Below are 17,875 nucleotides of genomic sequence, written 5' to 3'. Positions count from 1 at the left end.
AGGGTAGCGTCATGCGTATCGCCGGTTCCACCGTTCTTCTCACCGGCGTCACCGGTGGCCTGGGCCTCGAGATCGGCCGCCGACTGGCCGCCGACGGAGCCGGGTTGACCGTGACGGGCCGCCGCGCCGACGCCCTGGAGGCCGCCGCGAAGGACCTCGGCGCCCGTCCCGTCGTCGCCGACCTCGCCGTGGCCGAGGACGTCGACCGGCTCGCCGCCGAGTGCGCGGACACGGACCTCCTGATCGCCAACGCCGCGCTGCCGTCCAGCGGCGATCTTCTCGACTACACGCCCGAGCAGATCGACCGCGCGCTCGCGGTCAACCTGCGCGCGCCGGTCCAGCTCGCCCGCCGGCTCGCACCCGGCATGGTCGAGCGCGGACGCGGCCACATCGTGTTCGTGGGCTCCCTGTCGGGCAAGGCCACCAGCCGCTCCACCTCGCTGTACAGCGCCACCAAGTTCGGCCTGCGCGGCTTCGCCCTCGCCCTGCGCCAGGACCTGCACGGCACGGGCGTCGGCGTCTCCCTCGTCCAGCCCGGATTCGTCCGCGACGCGGGCATGTTCGCGGCGACCGGGGCGGACGCGCCCGGTGGCGTACGGACCGTGAAGCCGGCGCAGGTCGTCGGCGCCGTGATCAAGGCGGTCGAGCGGAACCGGGCCGAGATCAACGTCGCCCCGGTCGAGTTGAAGGCCCTGTCCGCCATCGCGGGTCAGTTCCCCGCGCTCGCCGAACGGGTCCAGCGGCGTTCCGGCGCCCACCGCCAGGTCGGCACGATCGTCGACGCGCAGCGCTCGAAGCGCTGACCGCACGACCGCCCCCCGCCGCAGCCCAGCCCGCGCACCACCCGCAAGGAGAAGCCGTGGACACCCGCCGGATACCCCACCCGCCCCGCCGTGTCCCCGTGCTCGGCGACATCCTCGGCGTCTCACCCCGCACGCCGGTCCAGGACTCCGTGCGCATCGCGCGCGACCTCGGTGCCCCGCTCTTCGTGCGGAAGATCTTCGACAAGGAGATCGTGTTCGTCTGCGGAGCCGGTCCGGCCGCCGACCTCTCCGACGAGAAGCGCTTCGCCAAGCACGTGGGACTCGGCATCGAGGCCCTGCGCAACCTCGGCGGCGACGGCCTGTTCACCGCGTACAGCCATGAACCCAACTGGCAGGCCGCGCACGACATCCTGGCCCCGGCCTTCACCCAGTCCGCGATGCGCACCTACCACCCGGTGATGCGCGACATGGCCCACCGGCTCCTGAGCCACTGGGACGTGGCCGATGGCCCGGTCGACGTCGCCGCCGACATGACCAAGCTGACCCTGGAGACCATCGCCCGCACCGGCTTCGGCTACGACTTCGGGTCCTTCGACCGCGACACCCCGCACCCGTTCGTCACCGCGATGACCGGCGCGCTGCGCCACGCCCAGCGCAAGACGGTCCGACTGCCCGGCGTCGGCAACCTCCTCGCCAGGGGCGCGGACCGCCGCAACACCGAGCGCCTCGGCTTCCTCACCGAGATCATCGACGACGTGATCCGCGCCCGCCGCGCCGACGGCGAGGAGCACACCGACGACCTGCTCGGCCTGATGCTCCACACCAGCCACGCGGAGACGGGACGTCCGCTCGACGAGGTGAACATCCGCAACCAGGTCATCACGTTCCTGGTCGCGGGCCACGAGACGACCTCCGGCGCCCTGTCCTTCGCTCTGCACCACCTCGCCGCGAACCCGCAGATCCTCGCCCGGGCACGCGCGGAGGCCGATGCCGTCTGGGGCCCGCCCGGCGACGAGGCGCCCGACCCGTCCTTCGAGCAGATCCCCAAACTGCGCTACATCCGCCGCGTCCTGGACGAGACCCTGCGGCTGTGGCCGACGGCGCCCGCCTACGGGCGGCAGGCCCGCGCGGACACCGTCCTCGACGGCACGTACGCGATGCGCAAGGGCGACTGGGCGCTCGTCCTGCTGCCGGCGCTGCACCGTGATCCCTCCGTGTGGGGTCCTGACCCCGAGGTCTTCGACCCCGACCGCTTCGAGCCCGCCGCGGTCCGCGCGCGTCCCGCGCACACGTACAAGCCGTTCGGCACCGGTGCGCGCGCCTGCATCGGCCGGCAGTTCGCCCTGCACGAGGCGATCCTCGTCCTCGGGCTTCTGGTGCACCGCTACGACCTCGTGCCCGACCCCTCGTACGAGCTGCAGGTCACCGAACTCCTCACGATGAAGCCGGAGGGCTTCACCCTGGAGGTGCGGCGCCGCACCACCTAGGCGGGCAGCGCGCCGAGCTGCCGCAGTTGCCCGAGGACGTCGACCACTCCCCAGGCCTCGGCGATCCGGCCGCCCTCGAAACGGAAGACGAAGATCTCGTCGTACGTGACCGGGCGGCCCGTCGGAGGCAGCCCGCGGTACTCGCCGAGATGCGTCCCCGTCACCTTGTTGCGCGCGACCACCTTGTCGCCCTCCGCGATGAGGTCCTCGATCCGTACGTGGATGTCGGGGAACGCGCGCAGCAGGACCGGCCACACCTGGCGGAACGCCGTGAGTCCCGGCACGTCCATCGGCACCGGGGTGTGGAAGACGACGTCCGGGGCGACGTACTCCTGGATCGTCTTGTCGATCGCCTCGGCGTCACCGCTGTTCACGACAGTGTGAAAGCGCTGAAAGATCTCCTTGTTCCGTGCAGCCTGCTCCTGGCTCATCCAAGGCCTCCCTGGTCCGGCGGCCGTGTGACCGCTCGTATCCGGGACGAGACAGGGCGCGCCCCTGTGACACGCCCTGTGCCACCCGCCAGGACCGAGCAGGGTCAGGCCCCGGCGCCGTAGACCCCGAACTCCGGCTTCCCGGCCACCTCGTACACCTCCACGGACAGGCCGCCGGGCATCGGCCTGCGGCTCACCGGCCGAAGGCCCGCCGCCGCACCGCCGTCGGTGAACAGCCGCCGCCCCTGGCCCACCACGACCGGCGCCACGACCAGCCGCAGCTCGTCGATCAGACCGGCGGCGAGCAGCGACTGGGCGAGCTCCGCGCTGCCGTGGATCTGCAGCTCACGGCCCGGCCGCTGCTTCAACTCGGCCACCTGCGCGGCGACATCGCCGGACAGCACGGTCGTCGGGTCCCAAGCGCCCTCGGTCAGGGTCTGCGACGCCACGTACTTCGGCAGCCCGTTCATGATGGGCGCGAAGGGGTGGTCGGTCATGGTCGGCCAGTCCCGCGCGAAGTTGTCGTACGTACGCCGCCCGAGCAGCAGTCCGTCCGCCTGCCCGAGCCACTCACCGGCCTGATCGACAAACGCCTCGTCGAGATACGGCACGAACCAACCGCCCCGCTCGAACCCGCCACTGGTGTCCTCATCGGGAGCGCCGGGCCCCTGGGAAACCCCGTCGAGCGACAGGAACTCCTGCACCACAACCTTCATGAACCGTCTCCCTTGCACGAACCGGAACCTCCACCCATTGGACACGCCGTGGGGCGACACCACCTCCGCAACGCCATAGCCGCCTCTGCGCTCCTGGCCTAACCTCGCGCCATGACCACCGTGACCGTGGACGTCCGCAAGTACGACGGGCGCCTCAGCGCGCGCTGGGAGACCACCCTCCTCGGCACGGACGAGCACGGGACATGGCTCGGTACGGCAAAGGGCGTCCCCATGACGACGCTGCAAGGCGTCCGGCCCACGCGTTTTCCGTATGTGCTGCTCGCCCCGCCCGGCGGCTGGTGGATCGCCACGTTCTGCGCCCCGCCCGGGCCCGAGATCTACTGCGACGTCTGCACGCCGGTGTGCCGGACGCCGGACGGATCCGAGCTGCACCTGGTCGACCTGGATCTCGACGTGGTGCGTCTGCCCGGTGCTGAGCCGCACGTCGAGGACGAGGACGAATTCGCCGCGCATCGCCGCAGCCTCGGCTATCCCGATGCCTTGGCCGAGGAGGCGCTGCGTACGTGCGCGTGGCTGCATACGGCGACGCGCCGTGACGCGGGACAGGAACCGTTCGCCTCCGCCTACCGGCCCTGGCTGGCCCGGGTCGTCGACGGGTGCTGAGCGAGGGGGCGTGGCGGAGGCGTTGAGGGCGTGAAGCGGCCCGACAGTGCATCCGTTCGACCGCATGTTCGCCGAAAACAGCATCGAATCGAACGTTCGTGAACACTCTGCGATCGCTGTTTGGCAAATTCCAAGTGAATGTGCCAGAGGCCAACGCAGCCACCGTCGCCGCCATACGCTCCTCGACACGCAGGGGCACTGCAGGACCTCTGTACGACGGTGCGGTGCGGTGAGGGGGCGAGGGTGCCGGGGATCGACGTGACACTGCTCGAGGCGATGGGACTGCCGGGGGCGCGCGGCGCGACCATCGTCGACTGGAGCTGCGGCTTCGCCGTGGACTCGGCGGGCGAGGCCGCCGAGGGAGGCATCGAGGCCACGGCAGGGGACACCGCCGAACTGGCCAGGATCCTCATGGAGTCGGCCGTGTTCACCGCCGGGCACGAGGGCGCCGACGGGCCACCGGTCGAGGACGTCATCGTCACCACCTTCTCCACATACCACCTCATACGATTCGTGGCGGACGCACTCGACGGAGGAGTCCTGGTCCACCTCCGCCTCGACCGCGACAAGGCCAACCTCGCCCTCGCGCGCCGCCGCCTGCAGAGCCTCGCCGAAGAGCTGGCCCAGCCCTACGCGTCCCAGGGGCCGCGATGACCCGCACCCTGCCCCCGCCGGCGCTTCCCGTCCGCTCCTCGATGCTGCTGCGCGTCGCCCAGGACGGTGCGAGCGGGATACTCCAGCGCGACACCGGCACCATCGACGTGGTCGACGGCCGCGTCGTGCACGCACAGAGCGAAGCGGCCCCCGGCTTGGGCGATCTCCTCGTCGGCAGCTGCGGACTGCCGCCCGGGATATGGCAGGACGCGCTCGACCGCAACGAGGGCCACAGCCGCCGCGCCGCCGAACACCTCGTCAAGGACGGCCGGTTGTCCGAAGGCGCCCTCGAACTGTGCTGCCGCACCGCGGTGTTCGACGCCGCGTACTTCGCCCTCGCCCCCGGCGGCGGCCCGGCCCGCTTCCGGCACGGCGCGGCCACGGACGACGGCCTCGCGTTATCCCTGCCCGCCGACCTGATACTCGCCGAGTCCATGCGCCGCTACCTGCTGCTCGACTCGCTGTGGCCCGGCCCCTGCGCCGACACCCCGCCGATCGGCCGCCACCACGAGCGCCCCGACCGGCCGGTGTCCACCCGCCGCCGCGCCCTGCTCGACCTCGCCGACGGCTCCCGCACCCCGGCCGAACTGGCCCGCGCGCTGGGCCGCCCCGCCTTCCACGTCCTGCTCGACCTGCGCCGCCTCGCCGTCGACGGACTCGTCGCACCCCCCGGCCCACCCGCCCGCGAACCGGCCGATCGCGCGCCGGCCACCCATCCGCCCGACGCGCGCCCCCGGGCACCGGACGGCTTCGCCACCCCCGACATCGCCCTGCTGCAGCGTGTCCGCGACGCCCTGGAGGTCTGCCTGTGATGCCGCACCTTCCCGCAGTGTCCGGGGCACCCCCATGAGACGCATCTTGCGACGCCGAGCCGAGAGGACCCACGCCATGGCGGCACAGGCCGAGTTGAGCGGCGAACTGGCCCGGCTGCGCGCCGCCGTGCCGCAGCTCACCGGTTCCCTCGTCGTCGGCCCCGACGGAAAGGTCCTGGCCGAGGACTTCGACGGCCAGGCCGCACCCCAGCTGGGGGCGCGCACCGCCGACAGCCTCGCCGCGGTCTACCGCCTCGCCGAAGCCGCCGCCCTCGGCGGCGCACACGAGCTGCTCATCCGCGGCGAACGAGGCTGGCTGGCTGCCCACACCGCGGGCGAGAAGGCCGCCCTGATGCTCGTGACACAACCCGGCGCGAACATCGGCCGCCTCCGCCTGGAGGCCGACTGGTCGGGCGCCCGCATCGGTGAACTCCTCGACGGCGCGCCCGAACGACTGGAGAAGACCAACCCATGAATCCGACCCCCCGCAGTTCGAACCGACGAAAGGGAAGTGCAACCCCGATGATCAACACCGAGACGGCCCTGAAAGAAGCCATGACCGGGATCGAAGGCGCGCTGGGCGTCGCCCTGGTCGACTACAGCAGTGGCATGGCGCTGGGGACGCTCGGCGGCAACAAGGAACTCGACCTGTCCGTTGCCGCCGCAGGGAACACCGATGTGGTCCGGGCCAAGGTCCGCACGATGGAGATGCTCGGCCTCAAGGACGAGATCGAGGACATCCTCATCACGCTCGGCAACCAGTACCACCTGATCCGGCTGCTCAAGTCCCGCAACAGCAGCGGCCTCTTCCTCTATCTGGCCGTCGACAAGGACCGGGCCAACCTCGCGATGGCCCGCCACCAGCTCAAGCGCATCGAGTCGGAACTCGACGTATGACCTGGGAGGAACGCGACGGATGACGTCCACGGGGCGGTGCCGCACACGCGGCACCGCCCCCGCCCTTTTGCGGGCGGACCCGGTCAGCCCTGCGCCGGCAGCATCCGCTGCGCCATCGCGTCGATCAAGTCGTCGACCGGGAAGGACGCCAGCAGTTCCGGGACGGTCAGGTCGTCCACGATGAGGCCGAGCATGGCGAGGTAGAGCAGCACCACCGTGATCCGGTCGCCGGGAAGCCCCGCGTCCAGGTGGAAGGCGATGTTCCCGTCGAGCTGCGCGGCGAAGAACCGGGTCAGTTCGGTGTGCAGTTCGGGGCGGCGGGTTGCTTCGAGGCGCAGCTCCATCAGGGCCAGCCAACTGCTGCGGTCGGCACGCATCCGCGCATGGAGCTGCTTGAGGAGCGTGGCGACCAGCTCGGCGGACGGCTTCTCGCTCATGGTGTCGGCCAGTTGGGTCGCGTCCGGGGTCAGCCGCTGCTGGATACGGGTCATGACCTGGGCGAGCAACTCGGCGCGGTTGGCGAAGTAGTTGGTGGTCGTGCCCTTCGGCACCTCGGCCTCGGTGTCGACCGCGCGCAGCGTGAGGCCGCGTGATCCCTCCCGGGCCAGGACCTCGATGGCGCCGTCGAGGAGGGCGGTGCGGCGTGCCGCGTTCTGACGCATCGGTTGTTCCTTCCGAAAGACCGTTGACACCACTGCAGGTGCAGTACTACGTTCTAACCACTGCACACAGAGTACCTTAGATGCTGTGGCAGACGACCTCCCTAGGAGCCGGATGCGAAACCACCGCACTTCCCCGAAGAACACCGCCCAGCAGGGCGCGCACTTCCCCCAGCCCGCCAAGCCCCGCTCGATCCCGCGCCCCCGCCCGCTGCCCAAGCCGGGCACCCGCCGCTGAAAGGGCCCATGACCCACACTGACGCGTACGCCACCGCCACCGACCGCCCCGGGACCAAGGAGCACACCATGCGAAAGCTCACCTACTTCATCGCCGCGACCCTCGACGGCCAGATCGCAGGCCCCGACGGCTCGGACCCCACCAGCGGACCCGACGCGTTCTGGCCGGTGGGCGAGGACTATCTGCAGCACCTGGTCGAGGAGTTCCCCGAGACCCTGCCGGGTCCGGCCCGGGAAGCCTTCGGCATCACCGCGGAGGGCACCCACTTCGACACGGCGATCGAGGGCCGCCGCACCTATCAGAACGGCGTGGACGCCGGCCTCACCAACGCCTATCCCCATCTGCGCCACCTGGTCTTCAGCCGCACCATGACGGAGAGCCTCGACCCCGGTGTCGAGCTCGTCGCCACCGACCCGGTCGAAAAGGTGCGGGAGCTGAAGCAGCAGCCGGGCAAGGACATCTGGCTGCTCGGCGGCGGTGAACTCGCCGGCGCTCTGCACGAGGAGATCGACCAGCTGATCATCAAGCTGGCGCCCCTCACCGTCGGCTCGGGCATCCCGCTCTTCGGTACCAAGACGCCCTTCGCGCCGACGTACTTCACGCTGACCGACAGTACGATCCTGCCGAGCGGCACCGCGTTCCTCACGTACAGCAAGAAGTCATGACGGCACCGCGGCCCTCGCGGCCGTGTTCCCACCCGCACGCCGGATTCGCGGCCGCCTGCGCCCGGGCGGCCGCGCGCCCCTATCCGGCGTCGGCGTGCTGGCGCGCCGCGAGCGCGTGCGCGGTATCCCGCGTCTCCGTGTAGAGGCGCAGGTACAGGCCGTACAACTCCTCGTACACCTTGCCCCGCGAGGGATCGGGTTCCACGACGGTCTCCGGTGGATTCCACTCGGCGATGTCATCGGGCGCCGCGAGCCCCGCCCCGACGGCCGCGAGGAACGCATCCCCGTACGCCGCCCCGATCGTGTGCCGGGGCAGCTGCTGCGTCTGCCCGGTGACATCGGAGACGATCCGGGTCCACAGCTCGCGGGCGCCGCCCCCGACCGCGACGACCCGCCGCGGATCGCCGCCCGCCTCGGCCATCGCGGCCAGATTGTGCCGGACGCCGAAGGCCGTCGCCTCCAGGGCCGCCCGGTACAGATGACCGCGCCCGTGCCGCAGCGTCAGCCCGTGCAGCACGCCCCGCGCGTCCGGGTCGAACAGCGGAGTGCGCTCGCCCGCGAAGTACGGCAGCATCAGCAGCCCTTCCGCCCCCGCGGGAACCCGGGCGGCCTCCGCCACGAGCGTCGCGTAGTCCGCACCCGTCAGATCACGCAGCCACGCGGTGACCGCACCCGAGGTGGCCATGCCACCGGCCAGGCAGTACGTGTCCTCGAACGCGCCCACCGTTCCCCAGAGTCGAGGGCTGGAGACGGGCCGGTCGGTGAAGTTCACCAGGAACATCGTCGTGCCGTACATGAGCATCAGGTCCCCGGGGTCCTTCGCCCCGACCGCCGTCGCCTCGGCCCACGCGTCCACCGTTCCGGCCACCACCGGCACCCCCGCGGGCAGACCTGTCGCGTCGGCCGCCGCTGTCGTGACGGTGCCCACCACCTCGGAAGGCCAGACGAGGGCGGGCCACTCGATGCCCGGGGCGATCTCCTCGCGCCGGTCCTCGGCCCACGTATGCGCCCGCAGGTCGTACAGGGGAGTGCACTGGGAGGCCGAGTGATGGTCGAGTACGTAGGCACCGGTCAGGCGGTACGCAAGGTAGGAACTGGCCATGAACCAGCGGCGCGTACGGGCGTAGACCTCGGGCTCCTCCTCGCGCAGCCACTGCAATTTGGGCCCGATCGCCTGGCTGGTCAGCGGGGAACCGCAGCGTTCGATCACGTCGGGGTAGCGGCGGCGCTGGTCCTCGATCTGCCGTCCGGCCCGCGTGTCGACCCCGTACAGCATCGCGGGCCGCAACGGACGGGTTTCCTCGTCCACGGGAAGCAGGCACGGCCCGATGCCGCTGACGCCGACGGCGGCCACGGGCTCGCCGAGCCCGGCCGCCCGCGCCGTCAACTCCTGTGCGAGTGAGGTGAAATCGGCCCACCACACGTCGACGGCATCGTGCTCGAACCAGCCCGGCCGGGGGCTGCTCGTGCGGTGGTCGCGGGCGGACTGTGCGACGAGCGTGCCGTCGGGGCGTACGAGCGAGCCCTTGGACGAGGCCGTACCGATGTCCACGCCGAGGAGGAGTGTCATCCCTGACTCCTTAGGTCCGTGCTTCAGCCGACCTTGCCACTCATGTCGTACTTCCCGTACATCTCCTCGGCGTTCGCCTTGGTGATCTCGACCGTGCCGAGCGTCTGCTTCTTCTCGACCTTCTCGCCGGCCGCCAGTGCGGCAGCGGCCTTCGCCGCCTCCTCGGCGCCCGTCGGATACAGGTACGTGTACGCGAGCTTGTCCTGCTGCACGGCGCGGATGCCGCCGTCGGGGATCGCGAGACCGTCGATGCCGATGAACTTGATGTCCTCGGCCTTGCCCGCACCGGCCGCCGCGGACTGCGCGCCGATCGCCATCGGGTCGTTGTGCGCGTACACCAGGTCGATCTTCGTGCCGCGCGAGAGCCACTGCTGCATGATCTTCGTGGCCTCGGGCTGCACCCACTTGCCCTCGCGCTCCTCGACCACCTTGATGTCCTTGTTCGCCTCGATGGCGTCCATGAAGCCCTGGTGGCGCTGCTTCTGCGGTTCGGTGGAGAGCAGCCCGCGCAGCTCGGCGACGTTGCCGCCGTCGGGCAGTTCCTTCACGGCGGCCTCACCGGCCTTCTTGCCGATCTCGTAGTTGTCGCCGCCGATGAAGGTCGTGTAGCAGTCGGTGTTGACCGTGCGGTCGAGGACGATCACCGGGATCTTCGCCTGGCAGGCCTGCTCGACCGCCGGCGTCACGGGCGCCGGCTCGTTCGGCGAGACGATCAGCAGGTCCACCTTCTGCTGGATGAACTGCTGGATCTGGCTCACCTGACGGGCGTTGTCCTGCTTGGCGTCCGCGATCGGCAGCAGCTTCAGGTTCTTGTGCTGCTTGACGAAGTACTCCAGCTGCTTGTTGAGCTGGGCGCGGTAGGGCTCGGCGTTGTTGGCCTGCGCGTAGCCGATCGTGAAGGTCTTGTCGCCGCCCTTGTCGCCGTCACCGGAGTCCGCCGGACTCTCGGTCTTGGAGGCGCAGCCCACGGCGAGCACCAGTGCCGCACCGGTCGCTGCGGTCGTGGTCAGGACGCTGCGGACGGTACGTGGCAGCGCACGGGACATGAGGGTCATGACGAGATCTCCTTGACGGGACGCGAGGAACGAACGGAACGCAGCGAGCCGAGACGATTCCTGATGCTGCGCAGAAGATCGGGCCGCTGCAGGACGACCGCCACGATGACGATCAGGCCCTTGATGACGAGTTGCCAGTTGTCGCTCACGGCGTTGAGGCCGAGCACGTTGTCGAGAAGGCTGAGGATCAGCGCCCCGACGAAGGTGCCGATGATGGTGCCCTTGCCACCCGCCAGCGAGGCGCCGCCGATCACGGCCGCCGCGATGGCGTCGAGTTCGTACGTGGTGCCTGCCTGCGGATCCGCGGACACCGAGTAGGCGGCGTCGATCGGTCCGGCGAGTCCGGCCAGGAGTCCGGAGAGCGTGAACACCGCGATGATCACGAGCGTGGTGTTGATCCCGGAGAGCCGGGCAGCGGTCGGGTTGCCGCCGACGGCGTAGATGTGCCGCCCGAAGGTCGTACGGGACAGGATCAGGTGGAAGACGATGCAGACGACGACGAACGCGAGGACGGGGAAGTAGATCCCGTCCGGGCCGAGGATGCCCACGCCGACGTTGTGACCCGGGGTGCCCAGGGACTGGAACGCGTCGGAGTTCTCGGTGAGTTTGCCGTCCGGGCCCGCGACCTGGGTGCCTTTGGAGACGTTGTCGGACATCTGGCGGTCGAGGCCGCGGGCGATGGAGAGCATCGCCAGGGTCATCACGAACGACTGGATGCGCAGCATCGTCGTACCGACGCCGTTGGCGAAGCCGAAGAACGCGCCGATCAGCATGCACAGCGGGACGATCTGCCAGACGGGCATGTCGTGGTCGGCGACCATGATGGCCGCGGCCATCGACGCGAAGCCGAGCAGCGAGCCGACCGACAGGTCGATCCCGGCCGTGAGGATCACCAGCGTGACACCGACGGCGAGGATGCCGCGGGTGCCGAAGTTGCCCACGGCGTTGGTGAGGTTGGTCTGGTTGAAGAACGTGTCGCCCTTGGTGATGATGCCGATCAGGACGATCAGGATCAGCCCGATGTAGCTCTGCAGCGAGCCGAGCACGGGCAGGAAGCGCCGGACCCGGCCCGCGGGCGCGCGGTCGAGCTGGTCGGCCGGGGGTGACAGGTCGGGTGAGTCAAGGCTGCTGCCGGATGGCTGTGTCATCTCGCGGTCCGCTCAGCTCGCTTCGGTGGGGTCGGTGGGGTCGGTCGGTTGCTTCGGTGTGAGGCTGTCGCCGGGGTTCTGGTGCACGGGATCGTCGTGGGAGGCGGCCGGATCGTCGACGGTGACGGTCGTACGGGCCATCGCCGCGGTGAGGATCGCCTCCTGCTCGGCGCGCGGTCCGCGGGCCGGATCGCGGTGGAACTCGCCGGTGAGCCGCCCCTCGCACAGGACGAGGATCCGGTCGCACATGCCGATCAGCTCAGGGAGTTCGGAGGAGACGGCGAGAATCGCGGTGCCCTGCTGTGCCAACTGGTCCATCAGCGCGTGGATCTCGGACTTCGCGCCGACGTCGATGCCGCGCGTCGGCTCGTCCATGAGCAGCACGCTCGGCCGCGTCAGCAGGCACTTGGCGAGGACGACCTTCTGCTGGTTGCCGCCCGAGAGGTTGCCTACGTTCACTTCCAGGCCCGGCGTCTTCACCTTCAGAGCCGCCACCTGGTCACCGACCGCGGACCGTTCGCGGCGCCGGTTCACCGTGCCCCAGGGCCTCGCGTACCGGCCGAGCGCCGCCAGGGAGCCGTTGAACCGCACGGTGTTCTCCAGGACGAGGCTCTGCTCCTTGCGGTCCTCCGCGACCAGCGCGAGCCCGCGCCGGATCGCGTGCCCGGGACTGCGCGGCCGGTAGTCCGCGCCGTCGATCTCGAAGGCGCCGCCGATCCGCGCCCCGTAGTCCCCGAACAGCGCCTGCAGCACCTCGCTGCGCCCGGCGCCCATGAGCCCCGCCAGACCGACGATCTCCCCGGCGTGCACGGTCAGGTCGATGTCCCGCAGGGACGGCCCGCCGTCCGGATCGGCGCGGCTCAGGCCGCGCACCCGCAGCCGTACGTCCTCGCCGTGGTGCTGTTCGTCGCGCCGCGGGAAGAGATCCCCGAGCGGCCGGCCGACCATCAGCTGGATCAGCTCGGACCGCGAGGTTTCGGCCATCCGCCGCGTACCGACATAGGAACCGTCGCGCAGCACCGTCACCGTGTCGGCGATCTCCTCCAGCTCCTCCAGGCGGTGCGAGATGTAGACGATCCCCACACCCTTGGCCGTCAGATCCCTGATCACGTCGAAGAGCCGGTGCACCTCGGCGTCCGCGAGCGCCGACGTGGGCTCGTCCATGACCAGCAGCTTCACGTCGAGATTGAGCGCCTTGGCCACCTCGATGAGCTGCTGCTCGGCGATCCGGCAGTCCTTGACCGGACGGCGCGGGGGAGTGTCGAGCCCGAGCCCGGCGAGCAGTTCGCGCGCCCGCCGGTCCATGGCCTTGCGGTCGACGGTGCCGCGCCGCGTCTTCAGCTCGCGCCCCAGGAAGATGTTCTCGGCCACCGACAGTTCGGGTACGAGGTTCAACTCCTGGTGGATCATGCCGATCCCATGCCGTTGTGCGGCCTTGGGGGAGTGGATGTCGGCCCGCTCGCCGTCGCGCTCGATGATGCCTTCGTAGTCGGCGTGCACTCCCGCGAGGACGTTCATGAGGGTCGACTTCCCGGCCCCGTTCTCGCCGAGCAGCGCCACCACCTCACCGGCGTGCACGGTCAGATCGACGCCGTCGAGGGCCCGGACCCCGGGGAAGGACTTGGCGATGCCCCGCATTGCGAGAAGCGGAGGCGGCGCGCCGGGTGTGGTCACGCCGCGTCCCCGAAGCCGTCGTACCGGATTCCGAGCTGCGCGCAGACCGCCCGCAGATCGTCCACGTAGTCCCCGGGAACGGCGTGGATGTGATTGGAGCCGAACCTCGTCAGGAAATCGTCGGCGGACGCGTCGAGCCGGGCGAACGCGTGCGGCCACTCCCACGTCGAGGCGCGCATCATCCGCTCGTTGGTCTCGGCGTCGTACTGCTCGAACGACCCGCGCATGACGTGCATCCGGTAGGCGCCGTCCTGCCGGGTGAGGCGGGCGAAGGTCATGTCACCGGGAGCGGCCAGGTGCTGGACGGAGGCGCCGCCGGCCGGGAAGTAGAAGACCTCGGGGAAGAAGTTGACCTTGGAGAGGTTCTCCACGGGATCGTCGGAGCGGGCGGCGTACCAGGTGGCGTGCTGCCCGGAGTTGCACAGATCCCAGACGTCCTTGTCCCGGTGGTAGTGGCGCACGTCCGCGAACAGCACCGGCGTGCCGCTGAGGAGCTTGAGGATCTGCATGGACAGCGCGGCGTCCATGTCGGCCTCGGTGGAGGTGACATGGGTGTCCTTGGGGCCTTCCCAGTCGTACGGGTCGTTGAGGAAGGCCTCGGCGATGTCCATCGTGGCGAAGTGCGCCGTCAGCTCCGGCTGGCCCTTGATCCCGCTGAAGTCCAGGTTCCACTCGGCGATGAGCTCCTTCATCGCGTAGTACGAGCGGATCTGACGCTCCAGAAGCTCGGGCGTGAGCCTGACGCCGTCGTAGTGCACCCCGGCCGAGTGCTTCTCCAGCCACAGCCGCCCCTGCTTGACCAGGGAGGCGTCGGCGTTCTCGGAGCGGCGGACGATCTCCCATTGGTCGATCTCCTCGACGTCCACGCCGAAGACCTTCATCCACTGATCGGTGTTGGCCGTGGCGGTGTACATCCCCATCGGCCGCCCGCCGATCCGCCCGAACGTCGACCCCCGCAGGCCCTGCACGGCCGCGCCCGCCCGGACGTTGGACAGGATCCGGGCCCGCGTCGCCGGGTCGCCGAGATCACCCCAGGCCCGCGAGTGCACCCGCCCGATCTGATCGAGACCGCCACCGCCCGCGAGCATGCCCACCATGCCCGGGAACTGCGGATCGATGTTCGCGACCATCAGGATCGGCCCCGGGGTGGACTCGGCCGCCAGCATGGTGAAGTGCGGAAACGTCCACACGCTGTGGTGAAAGATCGTCAGATCCACGTGCCGGTCTGCGAGGAAGCGGGCCTGCGAGGTGGCGAGAACGTTCGACTCGACGTGCTCGGGAGCGACGACCACCTCATGCCCGGCGCCGGTCAGCATCGCGGCCAGCTCCTGCCCCGCACGGGTGACGTGCTCCCGGACGTCGCGCTGCACGTAGTCCCGGCCGTCGGAGATGGACAGGAGACCGATGCGTGCCATGAATGATCCCTCCGTTGTGAAATCGATTTCTCTCCACGTGCTGCCTCAACATCCGTACGACACAGGCATGCCGGGTCGCTTGGGGAGTGGCTCGAGGGTGTTACCAAGGGCGAGCCGAGATCGCCGTGAGCTGGGCGAGGGCTGCCTTGAAATCCATTTCACGTGAACGTAGAGTTCGGGCCACTCGACGTCAAGAGGTCGGGGCAGAATGAGGCCGGGAGGTCGCGGACGCGCGTTCCGAGCGTGTGCCGCACTCCGTTCTCGCCGAGGGGTTCGGGGTATTGAACTGTGACGACGATCAATGATGTGGCGCGCGCGGCCGGGGTGTCACCCGCGACGGTCTCCCGTGTGTTCAACGGCGGCAGGGTGACCGCGGAGCGTGCGGAGCGGGTCCGGCGGACCGCCGCCGAGCTGGGCTTCGCGCCGAACCGGGTGGCCCGCTCCTTGCGCATGAAACAGGCCAGCGTGATCGGTCTGATCATCCCCGACATCGAGAACCCCTTCTTCACCTCCCTCGCGCGCGGCGTCGAGGACGCCGCCCAGCAGACGAACCTGTCGGTCGTCCTGTGCAACAGCGACGAGGACGTGGACAAGGAGCGCAACTACCTGGAGATCGCCGCCGCGGAGCAGATGGCGGGCGTCATCGTCGCGGCCGCCTCCCGCAGCCGGACGGACCTCACGGTGCTCGCCCAGCGCCGGATGCCGGTCGTCGCCGTGGACCGGCGCCCGCGCGGCGCCTCGGTCGACGCGGTGATGGTCGACAACGAGCACGGCGGCGAGGAAGCGACCCAGCACCTCCTGAGCAGCGGCTACCGCCGTATCGCCTGCATCGCCGGCCCCGAAGGCACCTCCACCTCCGAGGAACGCCTCGCCGGCTACCGCGCCGTCATGCGCGACCACCTCCGCGAGAGCGGCGCCGGACCGCTGCCTTCCGAATGGGTGCGCCACGCGGACTTCCGTGTCGAGGGCGGCCGCGCAGCCATGACCGAACTGCTCGCCCTGCCGGGGGAGTTGCGCCCTGACGCGGTCTTCGTCGCGAACAACCTCATGACCGTCGGCGCACTGGAGGCCCTGCGCGAGGTGGGCATCGAACCCCCGGCGGTGGGCGTGCTGTCCTTCGGCGACGTGCCCTGGGCCTCCCTCGTACGCCCCTCGCTGTCAACGGTCCAGCTGCCCGCGTACGACCTCGGATGGACGGCGGCCGGGCTGCTGCAGGAACGCATCGCGGGTGTCGAGAAGCCGCTGCAGACGGTGGTGCTGCGTACCGCGCTGCAGGTGCGGGAGTCGACGGCCGGACCGGACGCGGAGCCCGTGCCGTCCTGACGGCGCCGCGAAGAGTTGCCTCACAGCGCGGCGAGTTCGTGGCTGAGGTCGTCGAGGCCGAGCGGCCCCTGCGACAGTGCCTCCATGTGCCATGCCTTGATGTCGAAGGCTTCCTGGCCGAGTGCCGTGTCCCGGCCGCGTGCGCGTGCTGCGTCGCGGCCGTTCAGCCAGGCGCGTTCGCCGAGCTTGTAGCCGACGGCCTGCGCGGGGTTGCTCTGGTAGCGCAGCAGTTCGGCGTCGGTGAACGCGGCGGGGCGCGCGCTGTGCCGGTGCAGGAACTCGGCCGCCGCCTCGGCGGTCCAGGGCTGTCCGGGGCGGTACGGACTGTCGGCGGGTGTGCGCAGTTCCAAGTGGATCCCGATGTCGACAATGACGCGCAGGGTGCGCAGCATCTGGGCCTGCAGATAGCCGAGGCGGTAGTCGGGGCGGGTGAGGAAGCCGAGCTCGTCCATCAGGCGCTCGGCGTACAGCGCCCATCCCTCGACGTTGGCGTTGACGACACCCACGGAGGCCTGGAAGCGGGTGAGCCGCTCCGCGCCGACGTAGGTCCACTGAGCCACCTGCAGATGGTGGCCGGGGACCGCTTCGTGGTACCAGGTCGTCACCATGTCGTGCAGGGGGAAACGGGTGCCGAGTACCGGCAGCCACGTGCGTCCCGGGCGGCTGAAGTCGAGGGCGGGACCGGTGTAATAGGCCGCGGTGGTTCCCTCGGGCGCGAGCCGGGTCTCCACGCGTCCGACCTCGTCCGCGAGCGTGAAATGGGTGCCGTCCAGTGCCTCGATGGTCCGCTCGGTGAGTGACTGCAGCCACAGCCGCGCGGCGTCTGCTCCCTCGATCGCCTCGCCGTGTTCCTCCAGATGGGCCAGAGCCTTCCAGGGGTCCGTGCAGCTGGGCAGCACCTGCTGCGCGGCGTCACGCATTTCGTCCAGGAGACGGTGGTACTCGGACCAGCCGTAGGCGTATGCCTCGTCGAGGTCGAGATCGGCGCCGTTGTGATGGCGGGACCAGAGCCGGTACCGGTCCGCCCCGAACGGGTCCGGGGCATCCGCGACGCGTGGCGCGTAGCTGTCCCGCAACCAGGCCCGCAACTCCGCGTAGCCGCCGACGGCTTGGTCCGCTGCCTGCGCAAGTTCCGTACGGAGGGCTTGCGGTGCCTGCGCCGCGAGGGTGTGGAAGGGCGCGGCGCCGGGTCCGGTCCAGGTGGCGAGCTGGTCGATGACGGCGCCGACCGCGGTGGGTCCCGCGGGGAGCCGGCGGTCCAGTCCGGCCTCCAGGCTCGCCCGGTATCCGTCGAGTGCCGTGGGCAGCGCGCGCATTCTGCGGGCGAGAGCGTGCCAGTCATCGTCGGTGCCGGTGGGTGCGAGGGTGAAGACCTTGCGGATGAGGTGGAGGGGCGAGCCCAGGGTCGCCACCCGGCGCAGATGCTCGCCCGCTTCGTACAGGGCGAGTTCGGTGCTCAGCCGTTCCCGCAGCAGGCGGGCGCAGATGCGCTCGCTGTCGCTCGCGGCCGGAGCGCCGCCGAGGGCCGTGAGGGTGCGGCGGGCGAGGGCTGCCCGGTCCTCGTGCCCTTCGGGCGAGAGATCGGGCAGCCGGTCGGCACAGCCCGGCTCGCCCAGGTAGCTCCCGATGAGAGGGTCGAGCCCGACGAGTTCGGTCATGTGGGCTTCGGCGACGGCCCGGGGGCTGATCGCCGCGGGGGCGGCCTGCGGACGCAAGTCCATGGGTCCTTCCTTGTCAGGCACG

General features: G+C 70.4%; 19 protein-coding genes. 10 read left to right on the top strand and 9 right to left on the bottom strand.

Annotated features, from left to right (window positions below; translation table 11 throughout):
• Positions 1 to 11: 11 nt before the first annotated feature.
• Complete coding sequence (locus ACIBI4_RS05305) at positions 12 to 803, top strand: SDR family NAD(P)-dependent oxidoreductase (protein WP_399202251.1); 792 nt, start codon at positions 12 to 14, stop codon at positions 801 to 803.
• Positions 804 to 859: 56 nt separating this feature from the next.
• A complete protein-coding gene (locus tag ACIBI4_RS05300) occupies positions 860 to 2,251 on the top strand; it encodes a cytochrome P450 (protein ID WP_399202250.1) in 1,392 nt (463 codons plus the stop codon).
• Here the strand turns inward: ACIBI4_RS05300 and ACIBI4_RS05295 are convergent.
• Positions 2,248 to 2,682, bottom strand: a complete 435-nt coding sequence (locus ACIBI4_RS05295; RefSeq protein WP_399202249.1) for an ester cyclase — start codon at positions 2,680 to 2,682, stop codon at positions 2,248 to 2,250. The genes ACIBI4_RS05300 and ACIBI4_RS05295 overlap by 4 nt on opposite strands.
• A gap of 104 nt (positions 2,683 to 2,786) precedes the next feature.
• A complete protein-coding gene (locus ACIBI4_RS05290) occupies positions 2,787 to 3,398 on the bottom strand; it encodes a dihydrofolate reductase family protein (RefSeq protein WP_399202248.1) in 612 nt (203 codons plus the stop codon).
• Positions 3,399 to 3,509: 111 nt separating this feature from the next.
• On the opposite strand from ACIBI4_RS05290, the gene ACIBI4_RS05285 reads away from it, so the two are divergent.
• From ACIBI4_RS05285 to ACIBI4_RS05265, 5 genes are all read left to right on the top strand, one after another.
• A complete protein-coding gene (locus tag ACIBI4_RS05285; protein ID WP_399202247.1) occupies positions 3,510 to 4,022 on the top strand; it encodes a DUF402 domain-containing protein in 513 nt (170 codons plus the stop codon).
• 243 nt (positions 4,023 to 4,265) lie between these two features.
• Positions 4,266 to 4,676: a hypothetical protein gene (locus ACIBI4_RS05280; RefSeq protein WP_399202246.1), complete on the top strand. Its 411-nt coding sequence runs from the start codon at positions 4,266 to 4,268 to the stop codon at positions 4,674 to 4,676.
• A complete protein-coding gene (locus ACIBI4_RS05275; RefSeq protein WP_399202245.1) occupies positions 4,673 to 5,488 on the top strand; it encodes a DUF4388 domain-containing protein in 816 nt (271 codons plus the stop codon). Before ACIBI4_RS05280 ends, ACIBI4_RS05275 begins: the two co-directional genes overlap by 4 nt.
• 76 nt (positions 5,489 to 5,564) lie before the next feature.
• Positions 5,565 to 5,963 (top strand): roadblock/LC7 domain-containing protein, encoded by a 399-nt coding sequence (locus ACIBI4_RS05270; RefSeq protein WP_399202244.1) that lies wholly within the window; start codon positions 5,565 to 5,567, stop codon positions 5,961 to 5,963.
• Positions 5,964 to 6,010: 47 nt separating this feature from the next.
• On the top strand, positions 6,011 to 6,385 hold the full coding sequence (locus ACIBI4_RS05265) for a hypothetical protein (RefSeq protein ID WP_399202243.1): 375 nt from the start codon (positions 6,011 to 6,013) through the stop codon (positions 6,383 to 6,385).
• Positions 6,386 to 6,468: 83 nt separating this feature from the next.
• Here the strand turns inward: ACIBI4_RS05265 and ACIBI4_RS05260 are convergent, their stop codons facing one another.
• Positions 6,469 to 7,047: a TetR/AcrR family transcriptional regulator gene (locus tag ACIBI4_RS05260; RefSeq protein ID WP_399202242.1), complete on the bottom strand. Its 579-nt coding sequence runs from the start codon at positions 7,045 to 7,047 to the stop codon at positions 6,469 to 6,471.
• Positions 7,048 to 7,159: 112 nt separating this feature from the next.
• Here ACIBI4_RS05260 and ACIBI4_RS05255 point away from each other — a divergent pair, with 112 nt between their 5' ends.
• Both ACIBI4_RS05255 and ACIBI4_RS05250 read left to right on the top strand, forming a co-directional pair.
• Complete coding sequence (locus tag ACIBI4_RS05255) at positions 7,160 to 7,282, top strand: hypothetical protein (protein ID WP_399202241.1); 123 nt, start codon at positions 7,160 to 7,162, stop codon at positions 7,280 to 7,282.
• A gap of 68 nt (positions 7,283 to 7,350) precedes the next feature.
• On the top strand, positions 7,351 to 7,947 hold the full coding sequence (locus tag ACIBI4_RS05250; protein ID WP_399202648.1) for a dihydrofolate reductase family protein: 597 nt from the start codon (positions 7,351 to 7,353) through the stop codon (positions 7,945 to 7,947).
• Positions 7,948 to 8,026: 79 nt separating this feature from the next.
• Here the strand turns inward: ACIBI4_RS05250 and ACIBI4_RS05245 are convergent, their stop codons facing one another.
• The 5 genes from ACIBI4_RS05245 to ACIBI4_RS05225 are packed head-to-tail and all read right to left on the bottom strand — an operon-like array spanning position 8,027 to position 14,809.
• Positions 8,027 to 9,517, bottom strand: a complete 1,491-nt coding sequence (locus tag ACIBI4_RS05245; protein WP_399202240.1) for an FGGY-family carbohydrate kinase — start codon at positions 9,515 to 9,517, stop codon at positions 8,027 to 8,029.
• A 23-nt stretch (positions 9,518 to 9,540) separates the two neighbouring features.
• Positions 9,541 to 10,572: a substrate-binding domain-containing protein gene (locus tag ACIBI4_RS05240; RefSeq protein WP_399202239.1), complete on the bottom strand. Its 1,032-nt coding sequence runs from the start codon at positions 10,570 to 10,572 to the stop codon at positions 9,541 to 9,543.
• On the bottom strand, positions 10,569 to 11,720 hold the full coding sequence (locus ACIBI4_RS05235) for an ABC transporter permease (RefSeq protein WP_399202238.1): 1,152 nt from the start codon (positions 11,718 to 11,720) through the stop codon (positions 10,569 to 10,571). Before ACIBI4_RS05235 ends, ACIBI4_RS05240 begins: the two co-directional genes overlap by 4 nt.
• Positions 11,721 to 11,732: 12 nt before the next feature.
• The gene (locus tag ACIBI4_RS05230; protein ID WP_399202237.1) at positions 11,733 to 13,358 is read right to left on the bottom strand and encodes a sugar ABC transporter ATP-binding protein; all 1,626 of its coding nucleotides are present in this window, start codon (positions 13,356 to 13,358) and stop codon (positions 11,733 to 11,735) included.
• A gap of 32 nt (positions 13,359 to 13,390) precedes the next feature.
• Positions 13,391 to 14,809: an L-fucose/L-arabinose isomerase family protein gene (locus tag ACIBI4_RS05225; RefSeq protein WP_399202236.1), complete on the bottom strand. Its 1,419-nt coding sequence runs from the start codon at positions 14,807 to 14,809 to the stop codon at positions 13,391 to 13,393.
• Between the two features lie 288 nt (positions 14,810 to 15,097).
• On the opposite strand from ACIBI4_RS05225, the gene ACIBI4_RS05220 reads away from it, so the two are divergent.
• Positions 15,098 to 16,132, top strand: a complete 1,035-nt coding sequence (locus ACIBI4_RS05220) for a LacI family DNA-binding transcriptional regulator (RefSeq protein ID WP_399202235.1) — start codon at positions 15,098 to 15,100, stop codon at positions 16,130 to 16,132.
• Positions 16,133 to 16,152: 20 nt separating this feature from the next.
• On the opposite strand, the gene ACIBI4_RS05215 is transcribed toward ACIBI4_RS05220, so the two are convergent.
• Positions 16,153 to 17,853, bottom strand: a complete 1,701-nt coding sequence (locus ACIBI4_RS05215) for a DUF885 domain-containing protein (RefSeq protein ID WP_399202234.1) — start codon at positions 17,851 to 17,853, stop codon at positions 16,153 to 16,155.
• Positions 17,854 to 17,875: the final 22 nt, after the last annotated feature.

The organism is Streptomyces sp. NPDC050418, from assembly GCF_044458745.1.
Classification (GTDB): domain Bacteria; phylum Actinomycetota; class Actinomycetes; order Streptomycetales; family Streptomycetaceae; genus Streptomyces.
The sequence above is the reverse complement of the archived record's forward strand: the minus strand, read 5'-3'. Positions and strand labels throughout refer to the sequence as shown.

What these genes read in the sequence shown, in the direction of transcription:
- ACIBI4_RS05225 (WP_399202236.1), bottom strand. Translation starts at nt 14,809, where the DNA reads ATGGCACGCATCGGTCTCCTGTCCATCTCCGACGGCCGGGACTACGTG.
- ACIBI4_RS05260 (WP_399202242.1), bottom strand. Translation starts at nt 7,047, where the DNA reads ATGCGTCAGAACGCGGCACGCCGCACCGCCCTCCTCGACGGCGCCATC.
- ACIBI4_RS05275 (WP_399202245.1), top strand. Translation starts at nt 4,673, where the DNA reads ATGACCCGCACCCTGCCCCCGCCGGCGCTTCCCGTCCGCTCCTCGATG.
- ACIBI4_RS05285 (WP_399202247.1), top strand. Translation starts at nt 3,510, where the DNA reads ATGACCACCGTGACCGTGGACGTCCGCAAGTACGACGGGCGCCTCAGC.
- ACIBI4_RS05235 (WP_399202238.1), bottom strand. Translation starts at nt 11,720, where the DNA reads ATGACACAGCCATCCGGCAGCAGCCTTGACTCACCCGACCTGTCACCC.
- ACIBI4_RS05230 (WP_399202237.1), bottom strand. Translation starts at nt 13,358, where the DNA reads ATGCGGGGCATCGCCAAGTCCTTCCCCGGGGTCCGGGCCCTCGACGGC.
- ACIBI4_RS05250 (WP_399202648.1), top strand. Translation starts at nt 7,351, where the DNA reads ATGCGAAAGCTCACCTACTTCATCGCCGCGACCCTCGACGGCCAGATC.
- ACIBI4_RS05270 (WP_399202244.1), top strand. Translation starts at nt 5,565, where the DNA reads ATGGCGGCACAGGCCGAGTTGAGCGGCGAACTGGCCCGGCTGCGCGCC.
- ACIBI4_RS05265 (WP_399202243.1), top strand. Translation starts at nt 6,011, where the DNA reads ATGATCAACACCGAGACGGCCCTGAAAGAAGCCATGACCGGGATCGAA.
- ACIBI4_RS05290 (WP_399202248.1), bottom strand. Translation starts at nt 3,398, where the DNA reads ATGAAGGTTGTGGTGCAGGAGTTCCTGTCGCTCGACGGGGTTTCCCAG.
- ACIBI4_RS05240 (WP_399202239.1), bottom strand. Translation starts at nt 10,572, where the DNA reads ATGACCCTCATGTCCCGTGCGCTGCCACGTACCGTCCGCAGCGTCCTG.
- ACIBI4_RS05245 (WP_399202240.1), bottom strand. Translation starts at nt 9,517, where the DNA reads ATGACACTCCTCCTCGGCGTGGACATCGGTACGGCCTCGTCCAAGGGC.
- ACIBI4_RS05215 (WP_399202234.1), bottom strand. Translation starts at nt 17,853, where the DNA reads ATGGACTTGCGTCCGCAGGCCGCCCCCGCGGCGATCAGCCCCCGGGCC.
- ACIBI4_RS05295 (WP_399202249.1), bottom strand. Translation starts at nt 2,682, where the DNA reads ATGAGCCAGGAGCAGGCTGCACGGAACAAGGAGATCTTTCAGCGCTTT.
- ACIBI4_RS05255 (WP_399202241.1), top strand. Translation starts at nt 7,160, where the DNA reads ATGCGAAACCACCGCACTTCCCCGAAGAACACCGCCCAGCAGGGCGCG.
- ACIBI4_RS05305 (WP_399202251.1), top strand. Translation starts at nt 12, where the DNA reads ATGCGTATCGCCGGTTCCACCGTTCTTCTCACCGGCGTCACCGGTGGC.